The sequence below is a fragment of the Pseudomonas paraeruginosa PA7 genome, assembly GCF_000017205.1.
GTDB lineage: Bacteria > Pseudomonadota > Gammaproteobacteria > Pseudomonadales > Pseudomonadaceae > Pseudomonas > Pseudomonas paraeruginosa.
On record NC_009656.1, the window covers coordinates 1,815,624 to 1,835,715 of the forward strand.

Annotated in this window: 17 protein-coding genes; 12 read left to right on the forward strand and 5 right to left on the reverse strand. The window is 67.9% G+C overall.

Translation table 11 applies throughout. The annotated features are described in order from the left end of the window. Window positions 1-5 precede the first annotated feature (5 nt). From hsbA to PSPA7_RS08565, 8 genes are all read left to right on the forward strand, one after another. Window positions 6-311, forward strand: coding sequence for an anti-anti sigma factor HsbA (hsbA, locus tag PSPA7_RS08530; protein WP_003151927.1), 306 nt, complete (start codon window positions 6-8; stop codon window positions 309-311). Between the two features lies 1 nt (window position 312). Next, window positions 313-2,028: a two-component system response regulator HsbR gene (gene hsbR, locus PSPA7_RS08535; protein WP_012074899.1), complete on the forward strand. Its 1,716-nt coding sequence runs from the start codon at window positions 313-315 to the stop codon at window positions 2,026-2,028. A 65-nt stretch (window positions 2,029-2,093) separates the two neighbouring features. Continuing rightward, the gene (htpB, locus tag PSPA7_RS08540) at window positions 2,094-2,444 is read left to right on the forward strand and encodes a two-component system sensor histidine kinase HtpB (RefSeq protein WP_003151931.1); all 351 of its coding nucleotides are present in this window, start codon (window positions 2,094-2,096) and stop codon (window positions 2,442-2,444) included. An 84-nt stretch (window positions 2,445-2,528) separates the two neighbouring features. Continuing rightward, window positions 2,529-4,664, forward strand: coding sequence for a DNA helicase RecQ (gene recQ / locus PSPA7_RS08545; RefSeq protein ID WP_003151933.1), 2,136 nt, complete (start codon window positions 2,529-2,531; stop codon window positions 4,662-4,664). A gap of 88 nt (window positions 4,665-4,752) precedes the next feature. Continuing rightward, on the forward strand, window positions 4,753-5,922 hold the full coding sequence (locus PSPA7_RS08550) for a GGDEF domain-containing protein (protein ID WP_033996574.1): 1,170 nt from the start codon (window positions 4,753-4,755) through the stop codon (window positions 5,920-5,922). A gap of 152 nt (window positions 5,923-6,074) precedes the next feature. Continuing rightward, window positions 6,075-7,091 carry a DUF2804 domain-containing protein gene (locus tag PSPA7_RS08555; protein WP_033996572.1) on the forward strand — a complete coding sequence of 339 codons (1,017 nt, stop codon included), beginning with the start codon at window positions 6,075-6,077 and terminating at the stop codon, window positions 7,089-7,091. A gap of 112 nt (window positions 7,092-7,203) precedes the next feature. Continuing rightward, window positions 7,204-7,638: a MarR family transcriptional regulator gene (locus PSPA7_RS08560; protein WP_012074902.1), complete on the forward strand. Its 435-nt coding sequence runs from the start codon at window positions 7,204-7,206 to the stop codon at window positions 7,636-7,638. A 275-nt stretch (window positions 7,639-7,913) separates the two neighbouring features. After that, window positions 7,914-9,965, forward strand: coding sequence for a motility hub landmark protein FimV (locus PSPA7_RS08565; RefSeq protein ID WP_012074903.1), 2,052 nt, complete (start codon window positions 7,914-7,916; stop codon window positions 9,963-9,965). 7 nt (window positions 9,966-9,972) lie between these two features. On the opposite strand, the gene plpD is transcribed toward PSPA7_RS08565, so the two are convergent. Next, window positions 9,973-12,159, reverse strand: a complete 2,187-nt coding sequence (plpD, locus tag PSPA7_RS08570) for a patatin-like phospholipase PlpD (protein ID WP_012074904.1) — start codon at window positions 12,157-12,159, stop codon at window positions 9,973-9,975. Window positions 12,160-12,227: 68 nt separating this feature from the next. Between plpD and PSPA7_RS08575 the strand changes: the two genes are divergently transcribed. The 3 genes from PSPA7_RS08575 to PSPA7_RS08585 all read left to right on the forward strand — a co-directional run bounded on the left by PSPA7_RS08575 (window position 12,228) and on the right by PSPA7_RS08585 (window position 14,442). Beyond that, window positions 12,228-12,518, forward strand: coding sequence for an Rdx family protein (locus tag PSPA7_RS08575; RefSeq protein WP_012074905.1), 291 nt, complete (start codon window positions 12,228-12,230; stop codon window positions 12,516-12,518). A 97-nt stretch (window positions 12,519-12,615) separates the two neighbouring features. Beyond that, the gene (rfaD, locus tag PSPA7_RS08580) at window positions 12,616-13,608 is read left to right on the forward strand and encodes an ADP-glyceromanno-heptose 6-epimerase (RefSeq protein ID WP_012074906.1); all 993 of its coding nucleotides are present in this window, start codon (window positions 12,616-12,618) and stop codon (window positions 13,606-13,608) included. Between the two features lie 228 nt (window positions 13,609-13,836). Next, window positions 13,837-14,442: an ATP-dependent Clp protease proteolytic subunit gene (locus tag PSPA7_RS08585; RefSeq protein ID WP_012074907.1), complete on the forward strand. Its 606-nt coding sequence runs from the start codon at window positions 13,837-13,839 to the stop codon at window positions 14,440-14,442. A 40-nt stretch (window positions 14,443-14,482) separates the two neighbouring features. On the opposite strand, the gene PSPA7_RS08590 is transcribed toward PSPA7_RS08585, so the two are convergent. From PSPA7_RS08590 to PSPA7_RS08600, 3 genes are read right to left on the reverse strand one after another with little or no spacing between them, the layout of a single operon-like run. Further along, window positions 14,483-15,370, reverse strand: a complete 888-nt coding sequence (locus tag PSPA7_RS08590) for a metal-dependent hydrolase (protein WP_012074908.1) — start codon at window positions 15,368-15,370, stop codon at window positions 14,483-14,485. A gap of 9 nt (window positions 15,371-15,379) precedes the next feature. After that, window positions 15,380-17,152: an SDR family oxidoreductase gene (locus PSPA7_RS08595; protein ID WP_012074909.1), complete on the reverse strand. Its 1,773-nt coding sequence runs from the start codon at window positions 17,150-17,152 to the stop codon at window positions 15,380-15,382. Next, on the reverse strand, window positions 17,149-18,024 hold the full coding sequence (locus PSPA7_RS08600) for a M24 family metallopeptidase (RefSeq protein ID WP_012074910.1): 876 nt from the start codon (window positions 18,022-18,024) through the stop codon (window positions 17,149-17,151). The genes PSPA7_RS08595 and PSPA7_RS08600 overlap by 4 nt, the downstream gene beginning before the upstream one ends. 312 nt (window positions 18,025-18,336) lie before the next feature. Between PSPA7_RS08600 and PSPA7_RS08605 the strand changes: the two genes are divergently transcribed. Continuing rightward, a complete protein-coding gene (locus PSPA7_RS08605; RefSeq protein WP_012074911.1) occupies window positions 18,337-19,146 on the forward strand; it encodes a MerR family transcriptional regulator in 810 nt (269 codons plus the stop codon). A 7-nt stretch (window positions 19,147-19,153) separates the two neighbouring features. On the opposite strand, the gene PSPA7_RS08610 is transcribed toward PSPA7_RS08605, so the two are convergent. Continuing rightward, complete coding sequence (locus PSPA7_RS08610; protein ID WP_012074912.1) at window positions 19,154-20,068, reverse strand: LysR substrate-binding domain-containing protein; 915 nt, start codon at window positions 20,066-20,068, stop codon at window positions 19,154-19,156. Window positions 20,069-20,092: the final 24 nt, after the last annotated feature.

The following is a 20,092-nucleotide window of genomic DNA, read 5'->3' on the forward strand; positions in this document are numbered from 1 at the left end:
GTTTCATGGCCATCACTGCGCTGCCCTCGGCCGACGGCCAAGAGCTGACCATCCAGATCCAGGGACGCTTCGACTTCGGGGCCCATCAGGACTTCCGCGACGCCTACGAGCGGGTCGCGATCACCCCGCGGCGCTATGTCGTCGATCTGCGCAACGCCACCTACCTGGACAGCTCGGCACTGGGCATGCTCCTGCTGTTGCGCGACCACGCCGGCGGCGAAAGCGCGCAGATCAGCCTGGCCAACTGCAGCCCGGAAGTGCGCAAGATCCTCGCCATTTCCAACTTCGAGCAGCTGTTCAAGATCACCTGAGATGAACCCTGCGGCGGCGCGGATCGAGAGCCTGACGATTCTCATCGCCGAGGATAACGCGGCCGATCGCTTGCTGCTGTCGACCATCGTCAGCCGCCAGGGACATCGCGTGCTGACCGCCGGCAATGGCCTGGAGGCGGTGGCGCTGTTCGAGGCCGAGCGCCCGCAACTGGTCCTGATGGACGTGATGATGCCGGTGATGGACGGTTTCGAGGCGGCGCGGCGGATCAAGCAGCAGGCCGGCGAGGAACTGGTGCCGATCATCTTCCTCACCTCCCTCAGCGAGACCGAGGCACTGGTGCAGAGCCTGGAGGCCGGCGGCGACGACTTCCTCTCCAAGCCCTACAACCGGGTGATCCTCGAAGCCAAGATCAACGCCATGGGCCGCCTGCACCTGCTGCAGCGCACGGTACTGGAGCAGCGCGACCTGATCGCCCGGCACAACGAGCACCTGCTCAACGAGCAGCGGGTGGCCAAGGCGGTGTTCGACAAGGTCGCCCACTCCGGCTGCCTGAACGCGAGCAACGTGCGCTACCTGCAATCGCCGCTGGCGTTGTTCAATGGCGACCTGCTGCTGGCTGCCTACAAGCCGTCCGGCGGCATGCACGTGCTGCTCGGCGACTTCACCGGCCACGGCCTGCCGGCGGCGATCGGCGCGATGCCGCTGGCCGAGGTGTTCTACGGGATGACCGCCAAGGGCTACCCGATGGCCGACATCCTCCGCGAGATGAACGCCAAGCTGAAACGCATCCTGCCGGTCGGCGTGTTCTGCTGCGCCACGCTGCTCAACCTGAGCTTTCAGCGCGAACTGGTGGAGGTCTGGAACGGCGGCCTGCCGGACGGCTACCTGGTGCGCGCCGCCGGCGGCGAGCGGGTCGCCCTGGTGTCCCGCCACCTGCCGCTGGGCATCCTCGATCCGATGGCCTTCAGCGACCGCTGCGAAACCTACCCGCTGGGGCCGGAGGACCGGATCTTCCTGTTTTCCGATGGCGTTCTCGAAGCCAGCAACAAGGTCGGCGAGATGTTCGGCGAGGCGCGGCTGCTCGAGTTGTTCGAGCGCAATCGCCAGCCTTCGGCGCTGTTCGACGAGATCCAGCGCAGCCTGGCGCAGTTCCGTGGCGTGGTGCAGGACGACGTGAGCATGCTCGAGGTGCGCCTGGAGCCGGACCCGGACCTGCAATGCCCGCCGCTGGCGTTTTCCGACAGTGGCGTCAGCAGTCCGCTGGACTGGTCGGTGAGCTTCGAATTCCGCGCCGAGACCCTCAAGCATTTCAATCCGCTGCCCCATGTGCTGCAACTGCTGCTCGAGGTCCACGATCTGCGCGCGCGTGGCGGCGCCCTCTACACGGTACTTGCCGAACTGTATTCGAATGCCCTGGAACATGGGGTCATCGGCCTGGACTCGGCGATGAAGAGCGACGCGGCGGGTTTCGCCCGCTACTACCAGGAGCGCGTCAGTCGCCTGCAGGCGCTGCGCGACGGCTACGTGCGGCTGCACCTGGACCTGGCGCCGCATGGCGAAGGCGGGCGGCTGCTGGTACGGGTCGAGGACAGTGGCGAGGGGTTCGACGTCGAGCGCGCGCTGGATGCCGTGGAACGCCGGGAGCGACTCTGCGGCAGGGGGTTGCGGCTGATCCGCGAGCTGTCCGACCGCTGCCAGTGGTCGGCCGACGGCAAGGTGGTCTCCGTGGAGTTTTTCTGGTCGCCTCAGGCATAATCGCGCTTTCGTCGCGGTGCTCCCAATGGGTGGGGCATCGGAAGTCGACTTCAGGGAGCGATCGAATGTCCGCGCCGCATCTCGATGACCGTGTGCTGGCCTCGCTGCAGGAGGTGATGGAGGACGAGTATCCGGTCCTGCTGGATACCTTCGTGCTCGACTCCGAGGAGCGCCTGCGCAGCCTGCATGCCGCCGTCCAGGCCGGCGACGCCCAGGCCCTGCGGCATACCGCGCACAGTTTCAAGGGGGGCAGCAGCAACATGGGCGCGGTGCTCCTCGCCGGCTACTGCAAGGAGCTGGAGGAAAGCGCCAGGCGCGGCGACCTGCAACGGGCGCCGGCGCTGATCGAACAGATGGAGCGCGAATTCGCTATCGTGCGCATCCTTTTCAAACAGGAGCGTCAGCGCTATCGCTGAGGCTTTCGTCCTCATCCGGCGACAAGGGAACGGCCCGTTCGAGCATCCCTGGCGTATAATGCGCCGCTCGATTTGGAGTCCCTCATGCGCGAGCAAGCCCTACGCATCCTCAAAGACGTTTTCGGTTACGACGCCTTCCGCGGCAACCAGGCGCGGATCATCGAGCGGGTGGCCGACGGTGGCGATGCGCTGGTACTGATGCCCACCGGCGGTGGCAAGTCCCTGTGTTTCCAGGTCCCGGCGCTGTTGCGCGACGGCCTGACGGTGGTGGTGTCGCCGCTGATCGCGCTGATGGAGGACCAGGTCGCCACCCTCGACGAGCTCGGCGTGCCGGCGGTGGCGCTGAACTCCACCCTCAACCCCGAGCAGCAGCGGGAGATCGCCGAGCGCCTGCAGCGCGGCGAGATCAAGCTGCTCTACCTGGCGCCGGAACGGCTGGTCCAGCCGCGCATGCTGGCCTTCCTGCAACGACTGCCGGTCGGCCTGTTCGCCATCGACGAAGCGCACTGCGTGTCGCAATGGGGCCATGACTTCCGCCCCGAATACCTGCAACTCGGCCAGCTCGCCGAACTGTTCCCGCAGGTGCCGCGGATCGCCCTGACCGCCACCGCGGACATGCGCACCCGCGAGGAGATGATCCAGCGCCTGCACCTGCAGAACGCCGAGCAGTTCCTCTCCAGCTTCGACCGGCCGAACATCTTCTACCGCATCGTGCCCAAGGAGCAGCCGCGCAAGCAACTGCTCGGCTTCCTCGCCGAGCGACGCGGCGATGCCGGCATCGTCTACTGCCTGTCGCGGAAGAAGGTCGAGGAGGTCGCGGAATTCCTCGGCAACCAGGGCTTCCCCGCGCTGCCGTATCACGCCGGACTGTCCAACGAACTGCGTGCCCACCACCAGAAGCGCTTCCTCAACGAGGAGGGGCTGATCATGGTGGCGACCATCGCCTTCGGCATGGGCATCGACAAGCCCAACGTGCGTTTCGTCGCCCACCTCGATCTGCCGAAGAGCCTCGAGGCCTATTACCAGGAAACCGGCCGCGCCGGGCGCGACGGGCTGCCGGCCGACGCCTGGATGGCCTACGGCCTGCAGGACGTCCTGCTGCTGCGGCAGATGATGCAGAGTTCCGAGGGCGACGAGCGGCACAAGCGCGTCGAGCGGCACAAGCTGGAAGCCATGCTGGCGCTCTGCGAGGAAACCCGCTGCCGGCGCCAGGCGCTGCTGGCCTATTTCGACGAGGAGATGCCGCAGCCCTGCGGGCATTGCGACAACTGCGTGGACGGCGTGGAGACCTGGGATGCCACCGAGTCGGCGCGCCAGGCGCTGTCGGCGATCTACCGCAGCGGCCAGCGCTACGGCGTCGGCCATCTGGTGGATATCCTGCTCGGCCGCGAGACCGAGAAGATCCGTGGTCTTGGTCACCAGCACCTGGCAGTGTTCGGTATCGGCAAGGGACGCGGCGAGGACGAGTGGCGCACCCTGTTCCGCCAACTGGTCGCGCGCGGCCTGGCCGATGTCGACCTGGACGGATTCGGCGGCCTGCGCCTGACCGAGGCCTGTCGTCCGCTGTTGCGCGGCGAGGTGCGGCTGGAACTGCGTCGCGACCTCAAGCCGCAGCGCGCCAAGGGGTCCTCCGGCGGCGCCAGCGCCGCCAGCCAACTGGTGCGCGGCGAGGAGCGGGAGATGTGGGAGGCGCTGCGCATGCTGCGGCGCAAGCTTGCCGAGGAGCACTCGGTGCCGCCCTACGTGATCTTCCCCGATGCCACCCTGCTGGAAATGCTCCGCAGCCAGCCGCGTTCGCTGTCCGACATGGCCCAGGTCAGCGGCGTCGGCGCGCGCAAGCTGGAGCGCTACGGCCAGGCCTTCCTCGATGTCCTCACCGATTCGCCGGCGGCGCCCGCCGCGCCGCCGCAGGACCTGCGCCACGAACTGGTCAGCCTGGCCTGTGCCGGGATGACCCCGGCGCAGATCGCCCGCCAGCTCAACTGCAGCGAGAAGAACGTCTATGCCATGCTCGCCGAAGCCATCGCCGGCCAGCAGGTGAGCCTGGAGCAGGCGCTCGACCTGCCGGAGGAGCTGCTCGGCGAGATCCAGGACGCCTTCCTCGAGGAGGATGGCGAACTGCCGCCGGTGGCGGCGCTCGAAGAGCGCTTCGGCGAGCGCGTGCCGAGTGGCGTTCTGCACTGCGTGCGCGCCGCCCTGCAGCTGGAACTGGAGTCCTGATATGGCCATTTGCCGGTATTTTCCGGCGCCAATCTTGTGACGTCCTGCGCAAGCGTCTACTGTGACGCCAAGCCCTCCAAGAGAAGAGGTGTGCGTGACACAGAAGGACAGGTTGGACGACGTGCGTTCCAATCTCTATTCCGAGCAACTGAGCCGCGGGTTCCGCGGGCTGCGTTTCCTTCCCGAACTGGAACGTGACTACCGGCGCTACATGCTGGAGGACAGCTTCGCGCTGAAGCGCATCGCCCTCAGCGTCGGCATGCTCGTCTGGCTGGCGTTCATCGGCATCGACCTGCTGATCCTCGCCGGCCCACCGCTGTGGGGCGTGCTGGCGGTACGCCTCGGCGTGCTGGTCCTGCTGCTGGTCTGCGGCTGGCTGATCATGTTGCGCCGACACATCCATCTGATGGTGCCGCTGAGCATCGCCTGCGTCCTCGCCCTCGGCGTCGGCGCGGCGGCGGTGGTCGGCCTGGCGCACCGGGCCGATCCCGACTACCCCTACGAAGGCCTGCTGCTGGTCAGCTTCGCCGCCTACTTCCTCGCCGGCCTGCGCCTGGCCCAGGCGCTGAGCTGTGCGCTGATCGTGCTGCTCGCCTACCTGGGCTGCGAAGTCTGGGCGGGCACCCACGAGCCGTTGGGCAACAACCTGCTGTTCCTGCTGTTCGGCAACCTGATCGGCGCGGTCGGCTGCTACCTGCTGGAATACAAGTCGCGCGAGCACTTCCTGATCAGCCGCCTGCTGCGGTTGATGGCCGACCACGACAGCCTGACCGGCCTGCACAACCGGCGCAGCTTCAACCAGCACCTGGACCGCCTCTGGCGCCAGGCCCAGCGCGAGCAGCAGACTCTCGCGCTGCTGCTCTGCGATGTCGATCATTTCAAGGCCTATAACGATCGCTATGGCCACCAGGCCGGCGATACGGTGCTGCAGCGTATCGGCGGGGTGCTCGAGGCGAACGCCCGGCGCCCGCTGGACATGGCCGTGCGCCTGGGCGGCGAGGAGTTCGCCCTGCTGTTGTACGGCGCCAACGAGCACGAGGCCAGGCTGCGCGCGGAAGCGCTGCGCGAGCAGGTCCAGGCGTTGCGCATGGAGCACGAGGGCTCGCAGACGGCGCGGGAGGTGACCCTGTCGATCGGCGTGTCGTGCCTGTGGCCGGCTCCCGGCAACGACCTGAAGCGCCTCTATGACCTTTATGAGCATGCCGACCGGGCGTTGTACGAAGCCAAGGCGTTCGGTCGCAACCAGGTGGTGGCCTGAGAGCGGGGCGGCGGCGTGGCCGATTTTGTCCCTGCGCCTGGCGTCAGCGGTGACTGCGGGAGGGCGCGGCGGATGCTAGGTTCTGCAGGAAAATGGCAGGCGCAGCCACAGGGCTGCCGTTCCCGCCGCGAAACGATAGCCGGATGAAACCCATGCAGCGCTTGATCCAGGCCAACGGCCAACCGCACTACGGCATCTTCCCGAATGCCCCGCAGCACATCAATTACCGCGACTTCGACTTCCGTTCGCCGATGGGGCGGCGCCTGGGCGCGCTGAGCAAGTGGCGCCGCTTCCATCAGTTCCAGTACTTCGGCCTGATCAGCCCGCAGCTGATCGGCGGCTGCGCCCTGGCCCAGCTGAGCCTGCTCGGCGTCGGCTTCGTCTATCTCTACCAACCTTCCAGCGGACGCATGCTGGAGCGGCGCTTCAAGCTGCCACTGGGGTTCGGTACGCGGTTTTCCCAGTCCCCGGACGACGGTGTCTGCGAACTGCGCCAGGGACGCAACCTGCTGCGCCTGGAGAACCACCCGGCGCCGCGGGAAAAGCGCCTGCTGGTGGAGCTCGACGACGGCACCCGCATCGATGCGCGCTTCAGTGAGGACGCGCCGCCGTTCCAGCCGATGTGCCTGTGCACGCCGACCGCGGTGAACGGCTGGGTCTACGCGCAGAAGGTGGCTGGCGTGCGTTGCCGCGGCGAAGTCCGCAGCGCCCTCGGCGAGCACGACCTGCAGGCCCTGGACGCCTTCGCCCATCACGACTGGTCGGCCGGCTACATGCGCCCGGAGACTTTCTGGAACTGGGCTTGCCTGTCCGGCGAGGCGGGTGGGCTGCGGGTCGGCCTGAACCTGTCGTGCGGAGTCAACGAGACCAGCTTCACCGAGAACTGCTACTGGCTGGACGGCCAACTGGTGAAGGTCGACAGCGTGCGCTTCGAGTTCGACCGCGACCAACCGTTGCGCCCCTGGACCATCCGTTCCTGCGACGGCCAGGTGGAATTGCGTTTCGAGGCCCATGGCATGCACCAGGAGCGCCTCGATCTCGGCCTGCTGGCGAGCAATTTCAAGCAGATCTTCGGCTGCTTCAGCGGCGTGTTGCGGCCGGCCGGGCGAGCCGAGGTGAGGATCGAACGGCTCTGGGGCTTCGTCGAGGACCAGTACGCCAAGTGGTAGGCGGGGGCTGCGCACATCGTGCGACAATTTGTCATTGTACGGCGGAAAATTGGACGGGCATTATTAGCCGACTAATAATTAGTCAAATGATATATCGGACCTCCATTTCCCCATGGCTCAGACAGACAAGCACTACTTCGGCACCTTGCTAGCCCAGACTTCCCGTGCCTGGCGCGCTGAACTCGACCGCCGCCTCAGCCACCTCGGCCTGTCCCAGGCGCGCTGGCTGGTGTTGCTGCACCTGGCGCGTCACCGCGACTCGCCGACCCAGCGCGAACTGGCCCAGTCGGTCGGGGTCGAGGGCCCGACCCTGGCGCGCCTGCTCGATGGCCTGGAGTCCCAGGGCCTGGTGCGGCGCCTGGCGGTAGCCGAGGACCGGCGGGCCAAGCATATCGTGCTGACACCCAAGGCCGACGTGCTGATCGCGGACATCGAGGCCATCGCCGCCAGCGTGCGCAACGACGTCCTGGCCGGGATCGACGAAAGCGAACAGGCGCTGTGCCAGCAGGTGCTCCTGCGCATCCTGGCGAACCTGGAAAAACGCTGAGCATTGCGTCACGCAATTCCGCGAGAGTCGCCATTTTTATGGCAGCACCCCCCGGGCTTTCATGCGAAAGCCCAGTAACAAGGTTTTCGTCGGTTTTCTGGCGAAAAGTCTTGACCGCCTCCACGGCTTTCCTCTATTCAGTGATGGCAAAAAGCCATGTCCTGCGCCATTCGGTGCGCTCAGCCCCGTAGAGGGCGAAATCCGGGCTAGTGTGAAATAGATGTAGCAGTGCGCCGAGGGCGGCTGTGTGCTCGACGTGCGGAGAAAGAACGGAAATGCCCGGTAAAGCCTTGCGTGTATTGCTGTGTGCCTGCGCCTGCCTGATGGCGGCGCGAGCGAGCGCCCTGGGAGTAGGGGACATCACCCTGCATTCGGCGCTCAACCAGCCACTGGATGCGGAAATCGAACTGCTCGACGTCGGTGATCTCGACGCGGAAGAGATCAAGGTCGGTCTGGCGGGCGCCGACGCCTTCGCCGCGGCCGGTGTGGAGCGCCTGCAGTTTCTCCAGGAGCTGCGCTTCAGGCCGGTGCTCCAGGGCCGGGCCGGCAACCGCATCCAGGTCTCCTCGAGCCGGCCGGTGCAGGAGCCCTATCTGAATTTCCTGGTGGAGGTGGCTCGACCCAACGGCCGCATCGTCCGCGAGTTTACCGTGCTGCTCGATCCGCTCGGCTATGCTCCGCGTCCGGCGCCCGCGCGCGCGGCGTCCACGACGCAGTGGGCGCCTTCCGCAGCGCAGCCTCGCCGCCGTGCTCCCGTGGCGCTGAGCCCGGCGCTGTTGCGGCCCGGCGAGGAATACCTGATCCGCCCCAGCGACAGCCTATGGGCCATCAGCGGACGCCTGCGCGGCGGCAACGCCGACCGCGCGCAGTTGATGGAAGCCTTGTACCAGCTCAATCCGCAGGCCTTCGTCGGCGCCGACCGGCATCGTCTCAAGGCCGGCCAGCGCCTGCGCCTGCCGGCCGGCTACCAGGCGCCGCAAGAGGCGCCGGTCGTGGCCCCGGACGCTGTGCTGGAACTCTTGCCGCCGGCCGCTGCCGCCCTGGCGGAGGATACGCCGGCCACGCTGGCCGAGGCGCAGCGCCAGGCGGACGCCGAAGCCGAGCTGCTGGCCCGCCAGCGCGCCGAGCTGAGTCAGCGGATGGACGACCTGCAGCGCCAGCTCCAGGCCTTGCAGGAACAGTTGCAACAGCGCGACCGCCAGGTCAGCGAGCTGCAGCAGCAACTGGCCCGACGCCAGGCGGCGAAACCCGCCGCCCCGCCCGTCGCGGTCGCTGCGCCGACGCCAACCGGCGAGAGTGCGGCGGACTCGGAGCACTGGCGCTGGCTGATCATCCTGCTGCTGGTCCTGGCCTTGTTCGGCTTGCTGCTGTGGCGGCGGCGGCGTGAGGCGCCAGTGGTTGCCGGCGATCAACCGAAGCGGCGCATGCCGCTGGCCTTGCCGCTCCGTCGGGCACCACCTGTGCCAGCGGCCGAAGCGCGGGCGGCCACGCCGCCACCGCTCGCGCGCCAGCCCGCGACGGCATCCGCCGTACCGTTCGGGCCGCCCGTTGCGCCTGTCCCGGCACCCGCGCCGGGCGCCGCTCCGCGGGGCGCAACGACGCCGGCGGACAAGCTGGATGGCGCCGACATCTATATCGCCTACGGACGCTACGGGCAGGCCCGCGACCTGCTGCGCCAGGTGCTCGCCGAACAGCCGCAGCGCCTGAGCGCACGCATGAAGCTGTTGCTGGTGCTGGCGGAGCTGGGCGATGCGACGGGCTTCGATGCGCTGGCCGCGGAAACCCTGGCCAATGGCGGTAGCGCCGCGGCCATCGACGAATTGCGTGGGCGCTACCCGGCACTGCTACGAATGCCGGCGACCGAGGCGCCGGCGGCAACGATGAACGACGATGACTGGAGCGACCTGCCGCTGGTCGAGCCGCCCGCCGCGCAGCAGCCGGATGCGTCCTCGGGCGCCGACGGCTTCGGCGACCTCAACCTCGATCTCGATCTCGATTGGGGCGCCCTGGAGAATCCCCTGGACAACCCCGATCTGCCGCGCCGCGCCACTGTCGGCAGGGCGGAACCGCCGGAGGAGGAGGCATTGGCGTTCGAGAGCAATCTCCATGAGCTGCCGGATGTCGCCGAGTACGAACATCTTCAACTCGACGAGCCGGAGCCGGCCGCGACGCCGGCGGAAGAGGCCTCGGCCAGCCTGGACCGGGCCCGCGCCTGCATCGACAGCGGCGACCTCGACCAGGCCAGCCGGATCCTGCGCCTGGTGGCGGCGCATGGCGATCCGTGGCAGAAGGCCGAGGCCCGCGAGTTGCTGGCGCTGATCGCCTGAGCCCCGCTCAGAAGTTCTGCCCGAGGTTCAGGTAGAACGCCTTGAAGTTCTCGTCGTTGATCCCGTAGCTGAAGGTCAGCGGCCCCAGCGGTGTATCGAAGCCGAACATCAGGCTGGCGGCGTTGATGTAGCCGCTGTCGTATTGGTTGTCGTTGTTCCAGATGCGTCCGCGCTCGATGCTGCCGCCCAGGTACAGCGGGAAGTCCAGCGGCAGGAAGGAACGCTCGGTCAGGCGCCGGTAGTAGACGATCCGCCCGAGGCTGTAGTTCTGTCCGGACAGCGCGTCGCGGCGGAAGCCCGACAGCTCGCGGGCGCCGCCGAGAGTGAAGCTGGAAGCGACCACCTCGGCGTCGTCCAGGGTGCGCCCGTAGCCGCCGCCGAATACCCAGGTGTCGGCGCCGAAGCTGAGCGCCTTGTTCAACCGCAGGTCCCACTGCCGGTAGCTGTCGTCCGAGCCCAGGGACTTGTCGTAGCGGCGCATGGTCAGGCCGATTTCCTCGCCTTCGTGGGGGAAGTTGACGTCGTCGACGGTGTCGAAGGAATACTTCAGTTCGTAGTAGCCCTCGGTGAAGTCGATGTCCGGCAGCCCCGGGTCGCCGATGCGCACGTCGGCCTTGCCGTAGGCCTGCACCGCGCCCAGGCGGATCTCGCCGTTGTTGGCGATCTGCCTGCCGATGTTGAGGCCGTAGCCGTAGCGTTCCAGGCGGTAGCGCAGCAGCGGGTCGTTGTCCTCGGTGACGTCGACGTTCTGCGCCTCGTGGAAGAGGAACGGCGCGACGAAGTAGCGCGAGCCGACGTCCAGCGGCTGGTAGAACTCGCTGTAGAACTCCTGGCGATCGCCCAGCTGGACGCGGGTCAGCCACTCCGCGCCGAGCCGGTTGAGGCCGTTCATGCGGTAGCTGCCGCCGAGGTTGAAGGTGCTTTCGCCGCGCATGTCGTCGGACAGGTTGAGGCCCAGGCGCAGGAAGTCGGTGCCACCTTTCTTGCCGGTGGCATGGATCACCAGGGTATTGAGCTTCTTCTCCTTGACCACCCGGTACTGCACCTGGTCGAAGTAGTCGAGGCCGTAGAGCGTGCTCATGTCGTCTTGCAGGCGGCCGAGGTCCAGGCGCGCGCCGAGCGGCTGGCGGATATAGTGGCGAATCACCTCGTCGCTGACCTTCGAGTTGTTCTCCACCCGGATCGCGTCGATCACCGGCTTGCGCTGGTTCGGCGTGCGCGCCACGGCGAGCGCCTCGCTGTTGCGGTCCTGCGGCTTGCGCAGTTCCGCCAGGCGCGCGGCGAGCAGGGTGGTGGCCCGGTAGCCGGCGTCGATCAGTTGCGGCACGCGGCCGAAGTCGGTGGTGCCGAAGCCGGACAGCGGCGGCTGGATCAGTACGTCGCCGGGTTTCAGGGTGGCCAGCTGGGCTTCGGAGTTCTTCCGGGTCATCAGGGTGATCGACTGGTTCATCACGTCGAGCACGGTTGCCAGGTCCTTGCGGTCGCGCAGCGGGTTGCCGATGTCGACCACGATCACCACGTCCACGCCCATCTCGCGCGCCACGTCCACCGGGACGTTGTCGACCATGCCGCCATCCACCAGCAGCCTGCCGTCGATCTCCACCGGGGCGAACACCGCCGGGATCGACATGCTGGCGCGGATCGCCTGGGGCAGGTGGCCCTTGCGGAACACCACCTTCTCGCCGGTGGCGATGTCGGTGGAGACGGCGCGGAAGGGAATCGCCAGCCTGTCGAAGTCGCGGGTGTCGCTGGTGTGCACCAGCAGGCTTTCCAGGACCATCGCCAGGTTCTGGCCCTGGATCACGCCCAGCGGCAGGCCGAGGGAGCCGTCGTCGCGGAAGCTGATCTTCTGCTTGACCAGGAAGTCGCGGTCGTCCTGCTTGCGCCGGAACGGCACGTCCTTGCGCGGCGAGGCGTCGGAAAGCGCCTGCTTCCAGTCCATCTCCAGGGCGATGCGCTCCAGCTCCGCCGGGGTGTAGCCGGAGGCGTACAGGCCGCCGATCACCGCGCCCATGCTGGTGCCGGCGATGGCGTCGACCTGGATTCCCTGTTCGTCCAGGGCCTTGAGCACGCCGACGTGGGCCAGGCCGCGGGCGGCGCCGCCGGAAAGGACCAGGCCGATCTTCGGCCGGGTTTCCGCGGCGAGGCAGAAGAAGGGGAGCAGAAGCAGCGGTAAGAGCAGCAGGCGGCGCATGAGAACGATCCGGAGCCGGGTGAAAAGGCGGCTATTATAGGCGCGACCGTTTCCCCTGAGCCGCCGACATGTCCACCACGAAAGCCGAAATCGTCATCACCTATTGCACCCAGTGCCAGTGGCTGCTGCGTGCCGCCTGGCTGGCCCAGGAACTGCTCAGCACCTTCGCCGACGATCTCGGAAAAGTCTCTCTCGAACCTGGCACCGGCGGGGTCTTCCGGATCACCTGCGACGGCGTGCAGATCTGGGAGCGCAAGGCCGACGGCGGCTTCCCCGAGGCCAAGGCGCTCAAGCAGCGGGTCCGCGACCGCATCGATCCGCAGCGCGATCTCGGCCACAACGACCGCCCTTCGCGCTGAACCGGCGTCCTTCGCCGCCGGGCTTGTTGCAGGTCAACGGGCGAGCGGGCGCGGAGGAATAGCCTGGGGGGCATTCATCCTGTCGAAGGGAGTGCCCATGAGCATCATCGTCACCGGCGCCGCCGGCTTCATCGGCAGCAATCTGCTGCAGGCGCTGAACCAGCGCGGCGAGACCGACATCATCGCGGTGGACGATCTCACCGACGGCGAGCAGTTCCGCAACCTGGCGGACGCCGATATCGCCGACTACCTGGACCAGAACGACTTCATCGAACGCTACGCCCGTGGCGACTTCGGTCCTGTGCGCGCGCTGTTCCACCAGGGGGCCTGCGCCAGCACCCTGGAAAGCAACGGGCGCTACATGATGGAGAACAACTACCGCTACAGCTGTCGCCTGCTGGAGGCCAGCCTGGAACTCGGCGTGCCGTTCCTCTACGCCTCGTCGGCGGCGGTCTACGGCGCCGGCCGGACTTTCCGCGAGGCGCGCCGGTACGAGCGGCCGCTGAACGTCTACGGCTACTCCAAGTTCCTCTTCGACCAGCGCGTGCGCCGGGCGCTGCCGCAGGCGCGCAGCCAGGTGGTCGGCCTGCGCTACTTCAACGTCTACGGTCCGCGCGAGGGGCACAAGGGGCGGATGGCCTCGGTGGCCTACCACTGCTACCAGCAGCTGCGCCGCGACGGGCGGGTGGTGCTGTTCGGCGAACATGATGGCTTCCCGGCCGGCGGCCATCTGCGCGACTTCGTCGCGGTGGAGGACGTGGCGCGGGTCAACCTGCATTTCCTCGACCACCCGCAGCGCTCGGGCATCTTCAACCTCGGCAGCGGCCGCGCGCGCAGCTTCAACGAAGTCGCCCTGGCGGTGATCAACAGCGTTCGTGCCAGCGCCGACCAGCCGCCGCTGGTGCTGGCGCAGGCGCTGGAGAGCGGCCTGCTCGGCTACCGCGAATTCCCCGAGGCGTTGCGCGCGCGCTACCAGAGCCATACCTGCGCCGACCTGGAACTGCTTCGCGAGGCGGGTTACCGCGACGATTTCCTCAGTCTGGAGGAGGGCGTCGGCGGGTACTGCCGCTGGCTGGCGCGCAGCGCCTGAGTGCCCGTCGGGCGGCGCGCTCCCCGCGCCGCCTGTCAATTCTGGTAGGGGGCCGCATGCCACACGGAGCGCTGGACGGGGATATGCTCACAGGCTTCCGGCGTTTCGTTTGCCGCACCGGGCCCGCTTAACGGCGGTTCCGGTCGAGACACACGGAGGCGCGTCGCCATGGTGGCCGGCCGAGCGAACCGGCCGGGCGGATCTTTCGACATTACCAGGAGGGTGGGCATGAGGACCGACGAGAAAGACCGGGAAGGCGCCGAGCCGGGCGGCGCCATCGGCGCCAGGCTGATGGAGTTCGCGCTCAAGGCCAGGAAGGTGTTCGTCATCGGCGAGGTCAACGAAAAGCTGGCCAGGGACGTGGTGCAGCAGTTGCACATCCTCGCCTCGATCAGCGACGAACCGATCCATATGTTCGTCAATTCGCCGGGTGGCCACGTCGAGTCCGGCGACATGATCTTCGATGCGATCCGCTTCATCACACCGAAGGTCATCATGATCGGCTCGGGCAGCGTGGCCAGCGCCGGCGCGCTGATCTACGCCGCGGCGGACAAGGAAAACCGCTATTCGCTGCCGAACACCCGCTTCCTCCTGCACCAGCCGTCCGGCGGTATCCAGGGGCCGGCGAGCAACATCGAGATCTACCGCCGCGAGATCGTGCGCATGAAAGAGCGCCTGGACCGGATCTTCGCCGAAGCCACCGGGCAGACGGCGGAAAAGATCAGCGCGGACACCGAGCGCGATTTCTGGCTGAACGCCGAGGAGGCGCAGGCCTACGGCCTGGTCAACCGGATCATCGTCTCCGAACGTGAGATCGTCCTGCCGCGCGACTGATCCCGGCGACGCCCGGCGCGGTGCCGGGCGCCGCCACTTTTCAGGCGCTCGCCGCGCGCCGCGCCGCCGGTGAGCTGGCCAGGTACTCCAGGGCTTCCTGAGTGTTCGCCTCGTGCTCGGGATGGTACCAGGGGTTGAAGTAGCGGCCGACGTCGCGGAAGGTGTGCACCAGGTTCGGCAGCAATCCCCGCTTGCCGAGACGCCACCAGATGCGCAGGAAGCCCTGGCGCTTGCCGTCGCGCAGGCTCGGATCCTGGGCGAGGAGGGTGCGCGTGCCGGCGTCGAACAGGTACATCAGCAGGACGATCACCAGGATCATGCTCAACTGGCGGGTGACGAAGCTGCCACCCAGGTGCACGTGCAGGTCATGGGCGACGCTGCGATGCTCGACTTCCTCGGCGCCGTGCCAGCGCAGCAGGTCGAGCATCACCGGGTCGCTGCCGCGGCGGTCCAGTTCCTTCGCTTCCAGCACCCATTTGCCGAGCACGCAGGTGAAATGCTCCACCGCGGCGATGATCGCGCAGCGCTGGCGCAGCCACCAGCCGTCGAGGGCGCGGGTCAGGCGGTTGCGGCCCAGCGGGTAGTCGCAGAGCAGGCGCTCGAAAAGGAAGTCCATCCTGGCGGTGAACGGCTTCGAATCGATGTCGAACCTGCCCAGGTAGCGCTGGATCGCGCCGTCGTGGGCCCGCGAGTGCATCGCCTCCTGGCGGATGAAGCCCTGCACGTCGTCGCGCAGGTGTTCATCGCTCACCAGTGGCAGGGCCCTGTTGTAGAGGCGGCAGAACCACAACTCGCCGGCCGGCAGGAGCATGTGCAGGACGTTCATCACATGGGACGCTTCCGCTTCGCCGGGTACCCAGTGCAGGGGGGTATCGGTGAAGTCGAAGCGGACCTTGCGCTGTACCAGCCTGTGCTGGAATTCGCTCATGGCGGGACCTCAGGACGTCAGGTCGAAACGCGCGAGAAGCCGCGTGGCCCAGGGCGCGAAGCGCCATTGCAGGGCGCCGAGATGGACCTCGCTGCCCACCGAGACCACCGCCTTGTTGCGCTCCACGGCACGCACCAGCTTTTCCCCGACGGTGTCCGGGCTCAGCCGGCGACGCTTGTAGAAACGCTGGATCTTGGCCTGGCGCCGCGCCTGGCGCTCAGCATCCATTCCGGCTAAGCGGGTGGCCTGGACGATACCGGTGTCGACGAAGCCCGGACACACCGCTGTGACCCCGATCGAGCGTCCGGCCAGTTCCGCCCGCAGGCATTCGCTGAGCATCAGCACCGCGGCCTTGCTGGTGGCATAGGCCGGATAGTTGCGCGACGGCGCGAAGGCCACCCCGGAGGCGACGTTGACCAGGTGCCCCGGCTTGTTCGCCGCGACCATCTGCCGGCCGAACAGGCGGCAGCCGTCGATCACGCTCCACAGGTTGACCCGCAGCAGGCGCTCCCATTCAGCCGGCGAGGTGTCGAGCATCGGCCCGGCCATGCCGATGCCGGCATTGCTGACCACCACATCCGGGACTCCGAGATTGCCGCGGACCCACTCGGCGAAGATCTCCATGGCCTGGGTGTCGCCGACGTCGACCTGGTAGGCATGGGCCGTGGCGCCCAGCGCGCGGGCCAGTTCGGCGCTGCGTTCGGCGGCTTCCAGGTCGAGGTCGGCGGCGAGCAGGCTGGCGCCGCGCTCGGCGAAGCTGAGCAGGGTCGAACGGCCGATGCCGCCGCCGGCGCCGGTGACCACCACCAGCTTGCCACTCATCGAGCGCGCGTCGGGCCTGACCTGGGCGCGTTGCAGGGCGGGCGTGGGCGCGCCGGTTTCCTGGGCGTCGATGAACTCGCCGAGCCAGCCGGCCAGTTGCTCCGGTTCGGCCAGCAGTTGCCAATGGCCGACGCTCGCCTCGCGCCGCCACAGGCGCGGCGCCCACAGGCTCAGATGCTGGAACAGTTGGGCGCCGACGTAGCGATCGCGGGTCGGCACGATCAGTTGCACCGGCACCTCGGTGTGGCGCTTGCGCGGACGGAACAGGCAGCGGATGAAGTTGCCGCGGTACAGCTTGACGCCGTGCCGGCCGTCGCTGGCCTGGGTCGGGTTGACCGGCGGATGGCGCACGCCCTCGGCGCGCTTCAGGAACTGCGGCCAGAGCCGGGCCAGGCCCATGCTCCAGAGCAGCTCCGGGACGATGGGGGTGTGGAAGAAGGCGATGTACCAGGAATGGAGCAACTGGCTGGCCACCTGTTTCAGGGCCTTCGGGCTGCGCTGCCTGAGATGTTCGCGCATCCAGAAGCCGACGTGATCCAGGCAGGGCCCGGAGATCGAGGTGTAGGAGGCGATCAGCGCGCGGCACTGCGGATCGGTGACGCTTTCCCAGGTCTGGATCGAGCCCCAGTCATGCGCTACCAGATGCACCGGGCGCTCCGGGCTGGTGGCGCGGATCACCGCCTGCAGGTCCTCGCTGAGCAGCCTCAGGTGATAGTCGCGGCTCCAGCGTGGCTTGTCCGAGGCGCCGGCGCCGCGCACGTCGTAGGCGACGATCCGGTAGCGCCCGGCCAGTTGGCGGATCAGCGGCAACCAGGTCTCGTGGTTGTCCGGATAGCCGTGCACCAGCAGCAGGGTCGGCTTGTCCGCCGCGCCCCAACAGTAGACCGCCAGGCGTACGTCGCCGGATTGCACGAACAGGCGTTCCGGCTGCAGGTCGGGAAGGGCGAGGAGCGCGTTCATGCGGCCTCCCGTGCTTGCGGCAGCAGTCCGCGCGCCTGCCAGCGGCGGACGTGCGGCAGGTCGTCGTCGAGCCAGTAGGCGTCGTCCTCGGTGACTACCAGCAGTTCCTCGAACTTGGCGCCCACCCCGCGTAGCCCCAGGTGCGGTTCCACCGCCCAGAGACCGGGCGTTGGCGGGTGCTCGGAGCGCTTGCCGCCGGACCACAGCGGCGACCAGCCCTCGCGCCTGCCGGTGACCAGCGCGTTGCGCGTCAGGGTGTACAGGTTGCGCACGCCGAAGCGCGCCACCGAGGGGCCACGGCGATGACCGAGCTTTTCCACGCGATGGGCGAGCACCTCGAAGGGATAGGCCTTGTGCCGTGGCTGGGTACCCTGGATCACGCACAGGCGGTCCACCGCCTGGCTGACCTCGGCCAGGGTACGGCGCTCGCGGACCAGGTCGAGGATGGTGCGGCGATGGACCAGCAGGTCGTCCATCAGCCGCTCCTGCATCAGGTTGTGGCCCAGCGCCCCGGAGTAGCCGACGTCGGCGGTATAGGCACCGAGGGTCGGCGCGCAGTCGAGGATGAACGGCATGCCGTCCTCCAGGCGCTGCTTGCCGGGGTAGAAGGCCAGGTTGAAGCCGCCGAGATGGCGCAGGCCATCGAAGCCCTTGAACGAGGTGCGGCTGCCGAACCAGGCGAAGGGCTGGTGGAACCAGTCGTCGACGCCGTGATCCAGCAACCAGGTTTTCATCAGTGCCGCGGCTTCCTTCTCGCTGATGCCGGGGCGCAGTTCGGCATGGATGGTTTCGCAGCAGGTATAGGCCAGTCTCTGGACCTGGCGGAAGTGTTCGAGATCGTCGGCAGTGGGTACCCAGGCGCCTTGGGGCATGGCTCTCTCCAGGCTGGCTTGTCGTTATTGTGACATTGAATGATGTCATGGTTGATGCTGGCCCATGGGCGGACATTGCGCCAGCCCTGGGAAGTCTCTTCACGCCGGTGTTACGGCACTTGCTACCAGCGCTGGAAGGCCCGTCGCAGAAGGCGCGCGGCGTTTCAACCGGGTTTTGGCGGTAGCGCCGAAAGGTGGGGAGACCGACGAGTCCAGTCTTTGGTTGGCGCCCACGCTACCCGTCACCGGCGAAGGAGCGTTCCGCCCTCGGTGGTTGTGGCCGTTCGGCGCGCCTGGCTATGATCCGCTTCCATGAGCACACCCCTGACCCTCCTGCAGCGCCTGTTGCAACGTGGCGACCAACCCTCCGCCGACACCCGCGAATACAGCGTCGACGAACTGGCCCGCGCGGCCGGCAGCAGCGTGCGCAACGTGCGCGCCTACCAGGACCGCGGCCTGTTGCCGCCGCCGGAGCGGCGCGGTCGGGTCGGCGTGTACTTCGACAGCCACCTGAAGCGCCTGCGCCTGATCAACCAGTTGCTCGAACGCGGCTACTCCAGCGCCAACATCAAGGAACTGCTGGAAGCCTGGGAGCAAGGCCGCGACCTTGACCACGTGCTCGGCCTGGACCAGGCGATCATCGGCGAATGGAACCTGGAGACGCCCGGCAGCATCGGCTTCGACGAACTGCAGGCGATCTTCGGCGACGAACTGAACGACCGGGTGATCGACAAGGCCCAGGCGCTGGGCCTGCTGCTGTTCGACGGCGAGCGGATGAAGATCCCCAGCCCGCGGCTGTTCCAGGCCGGCCTGGAGCTGTACCGCAGCGGCATACCGCTGGAGGCGCTGCTCGATCACCTCGGCGAACTGCGCAGCGATACCGAGCACCTGGCGGCGGGAATCGTCCGCCTGATCGTTACCCACCTGGTGGATGGCCGCGGCACCGACCTGCTGCCGGGGGCGCCGGACCTGCAGGAGCTGGCCAAGGTGTTCCTGCGCCTGCGGCCCCTGGCGGAACACGTGGTACAGGTGGAACTGGCGCGCGGCCTCAAGCTGTCGGCCAACGAAATGCTCGGCGAGCGTGTCGGCGAGATGCTGCGCAAGCTGGAAAAGCCTTCCTGATCGGTCTTCAGATCTTCCGCGCCGCCGCCTGGATCTGCTCCCTTAGCCAGGCGCCGGCTGCTTCGCGCTCGGCGTCGCCGCGCCAGATCTGCACGTAGTCGAAGCGCGGGATCGCCAGCGGCGGCTCGCAGACCGCCAGTTCCTCGGGCAGGCGCAGGCGTTCGAGAATGCGCTCGGCGATGGTCAGTACCAGGTCGGTGCCGGCCAGCAGCGCCGGGGCCACGGTGAAGTGCGGCAGGGTCAGCGCCACCTGCCGGCGCAGGCCGCGTTTCTCCAGGGCGCTGTCGACTTCCTCGGCCGGATTGTCCTGCAGCGAGACGCGCACGTGGCGGGCCGCCAGGTAGGCGTCGAGGGACAGGCCGCCGGTGTGGTCGAACAGGCTGCGGCGGCAGACGCAGACGAAGCGCTCCTCGAACAGGCGCCTGGCACGCACGCCCTCCGGAAGCAGGGGGAAGACTCCCAGCGCGCAATCCAGTTGACCCTCGGCGACCTGCCGGGCGGTTTCCAGGCGCGGCTCCTGGATGATCCCGAAGCTCACCCCGGGCGCGAGCGCCTGTTGCTGGCGCAGCAGCGCCGGCAGCACCACCCAGGCGCCATAGTCGGACATACCGAGGCGGAAGTGCCGCCGGCTGCGCGCCGGCTCGAAGGCCGGTCCGCCGATCACCCCGCGCACCTGATCGAGGCTGGCCTGCAGTTTCGGCGCCAGTTCCAGGGCCAGGCTGGTCAACTGCATGCGGCTTTTCACCCGCACCAGCAACGGGTCGCCGAACAGTTCGCGGAGGCGCCCGAGGGCATGGCTGACCGCCGGCTGCGACATTGCCAGGCGCTGCGCCGCTCGGGACACATGGCGTTCGCTGAGGAGCGCGTCGAGCACCACCAGCAGGTTGAGGTCGATACGGCGAAGATCATGAATCTGCTGCATGCCAGGTGTACTAACTATCGATTT

Excerpts from the sequence above, each read along its gene's own strand:
- hsbA (WP_003151927.1), top strand. The coding sequence starts at position 6 with ATGGCCATCACTGCGCTGCCCTCGGCCGACGGCCAAGAGCTGACCATC.
- hsbR (WP_012074899.1), top strand. The coding sequence starts at position 313 with ATGAACCCTGCGGCGGCGCGGATCGAGAGCCTGACGATTCTCATCGCC.
- htpB (WP_003151931.1), top strand. The coding sequence starts at position 2,094 with ATGTCCGCGCCGCATCTCGATGACCGTGTGCTGGCCTCGCTGCAGGAG.
- recQ (WP_003151933.1), top strand. The coding sequence starts at position 2,529 with ATGCGCGAGCAAGCCCTACGCATCCTCAAAGACGTTTTCGGTTACGAC.
- PSPA7_RS08555 (WP_033996572.1), top strand. The coding sequence starts at position 6,075 with ATGCAGCGCTTGATCCAGGCCAACGGCCAACCGCACTACGGCATCTTC.
- PSPA7_RS08560 (WP_012074902.1), top strand. The coding sequence starts at position 7,204 with ATGGCTCAGACAGACAAGCACTACTTCGGCACCTTGCTAGCCCAGACT.
- PSPA7_RS08565 (WP_012074903.1), top strand. The coding sequence starts at position 7,914 with ATGCCCGGTAAAGCCTTGCGTGTATTGCTGTGTGCCTGCGCCTGCCTG.
- plpD (WP_012074904.1), bottom strand. The coding sequence starts at position 12,159 with ATGCGCCGCCTGCTGCTCTTACCGCTGCTTCTGCTCCCCTTCTTCTGC.
- PSPA7_RS08575 (WP_012074905.1), top strand. The coding sequence starts at position 12,228 with ATGTCCACCACGAAAGCCGAAATCGTCATCACCTATTGCACCCAGTGC.
- rfaD (WP_012074906.1), top strand. The coding sequence starts at position 12,616 with ATGAGCATCATCGTCACCGGCGCCGCCGGCTTCATCGGCAGCAATCTG.
- PSPA7_RS08585 (WP_012074907.1), top strand. The coding sequence starts at position 13,837 with ATGAGGACCGACGAGAAAGACCGGGAAGGCGCCGAGCCGGGCGGCGCC.
- PSPA7_RS08590 (WP_012074908.1), bottom strand. The coding sequence starts at position 15,370 with ATGAGCGAATTCCAGCACAGGCTGGTACAGCGCAAGGTCCGCTTCGAC.
- PSPA7_RS08595 (WP_012074909.1), bottom strand. The coding sequence starts at position 17,152 with ATGAACGCGCTCCTCGCCCTTCCCGACCTGCAGCCGGAACGCCTGTTC.
- PSPA7_RS08600 (WP_012074910.1), bottom strand. The coding sequence starts at position 18,024 with ATGCCCCAAGGCGCCTGGGTACCCACTGCCGACGATCTCGAACACTTC.
- PSPA7_RS08605 (WP_012074911.1), top strand. The coding sequence starts at position 18,337 with ATGAGCACACCCCTGACCCTCCTGCAGCGCCTGTTGCAACGTGGCGAC.
- PSPA7_RS08610 (WP_012074912.1), bottom strand. The coding sequence starts at position 20,068 with ATGCAGCAGATTCATGATCTTCGCCGTATCGACCTCAACCTGCTGGTG.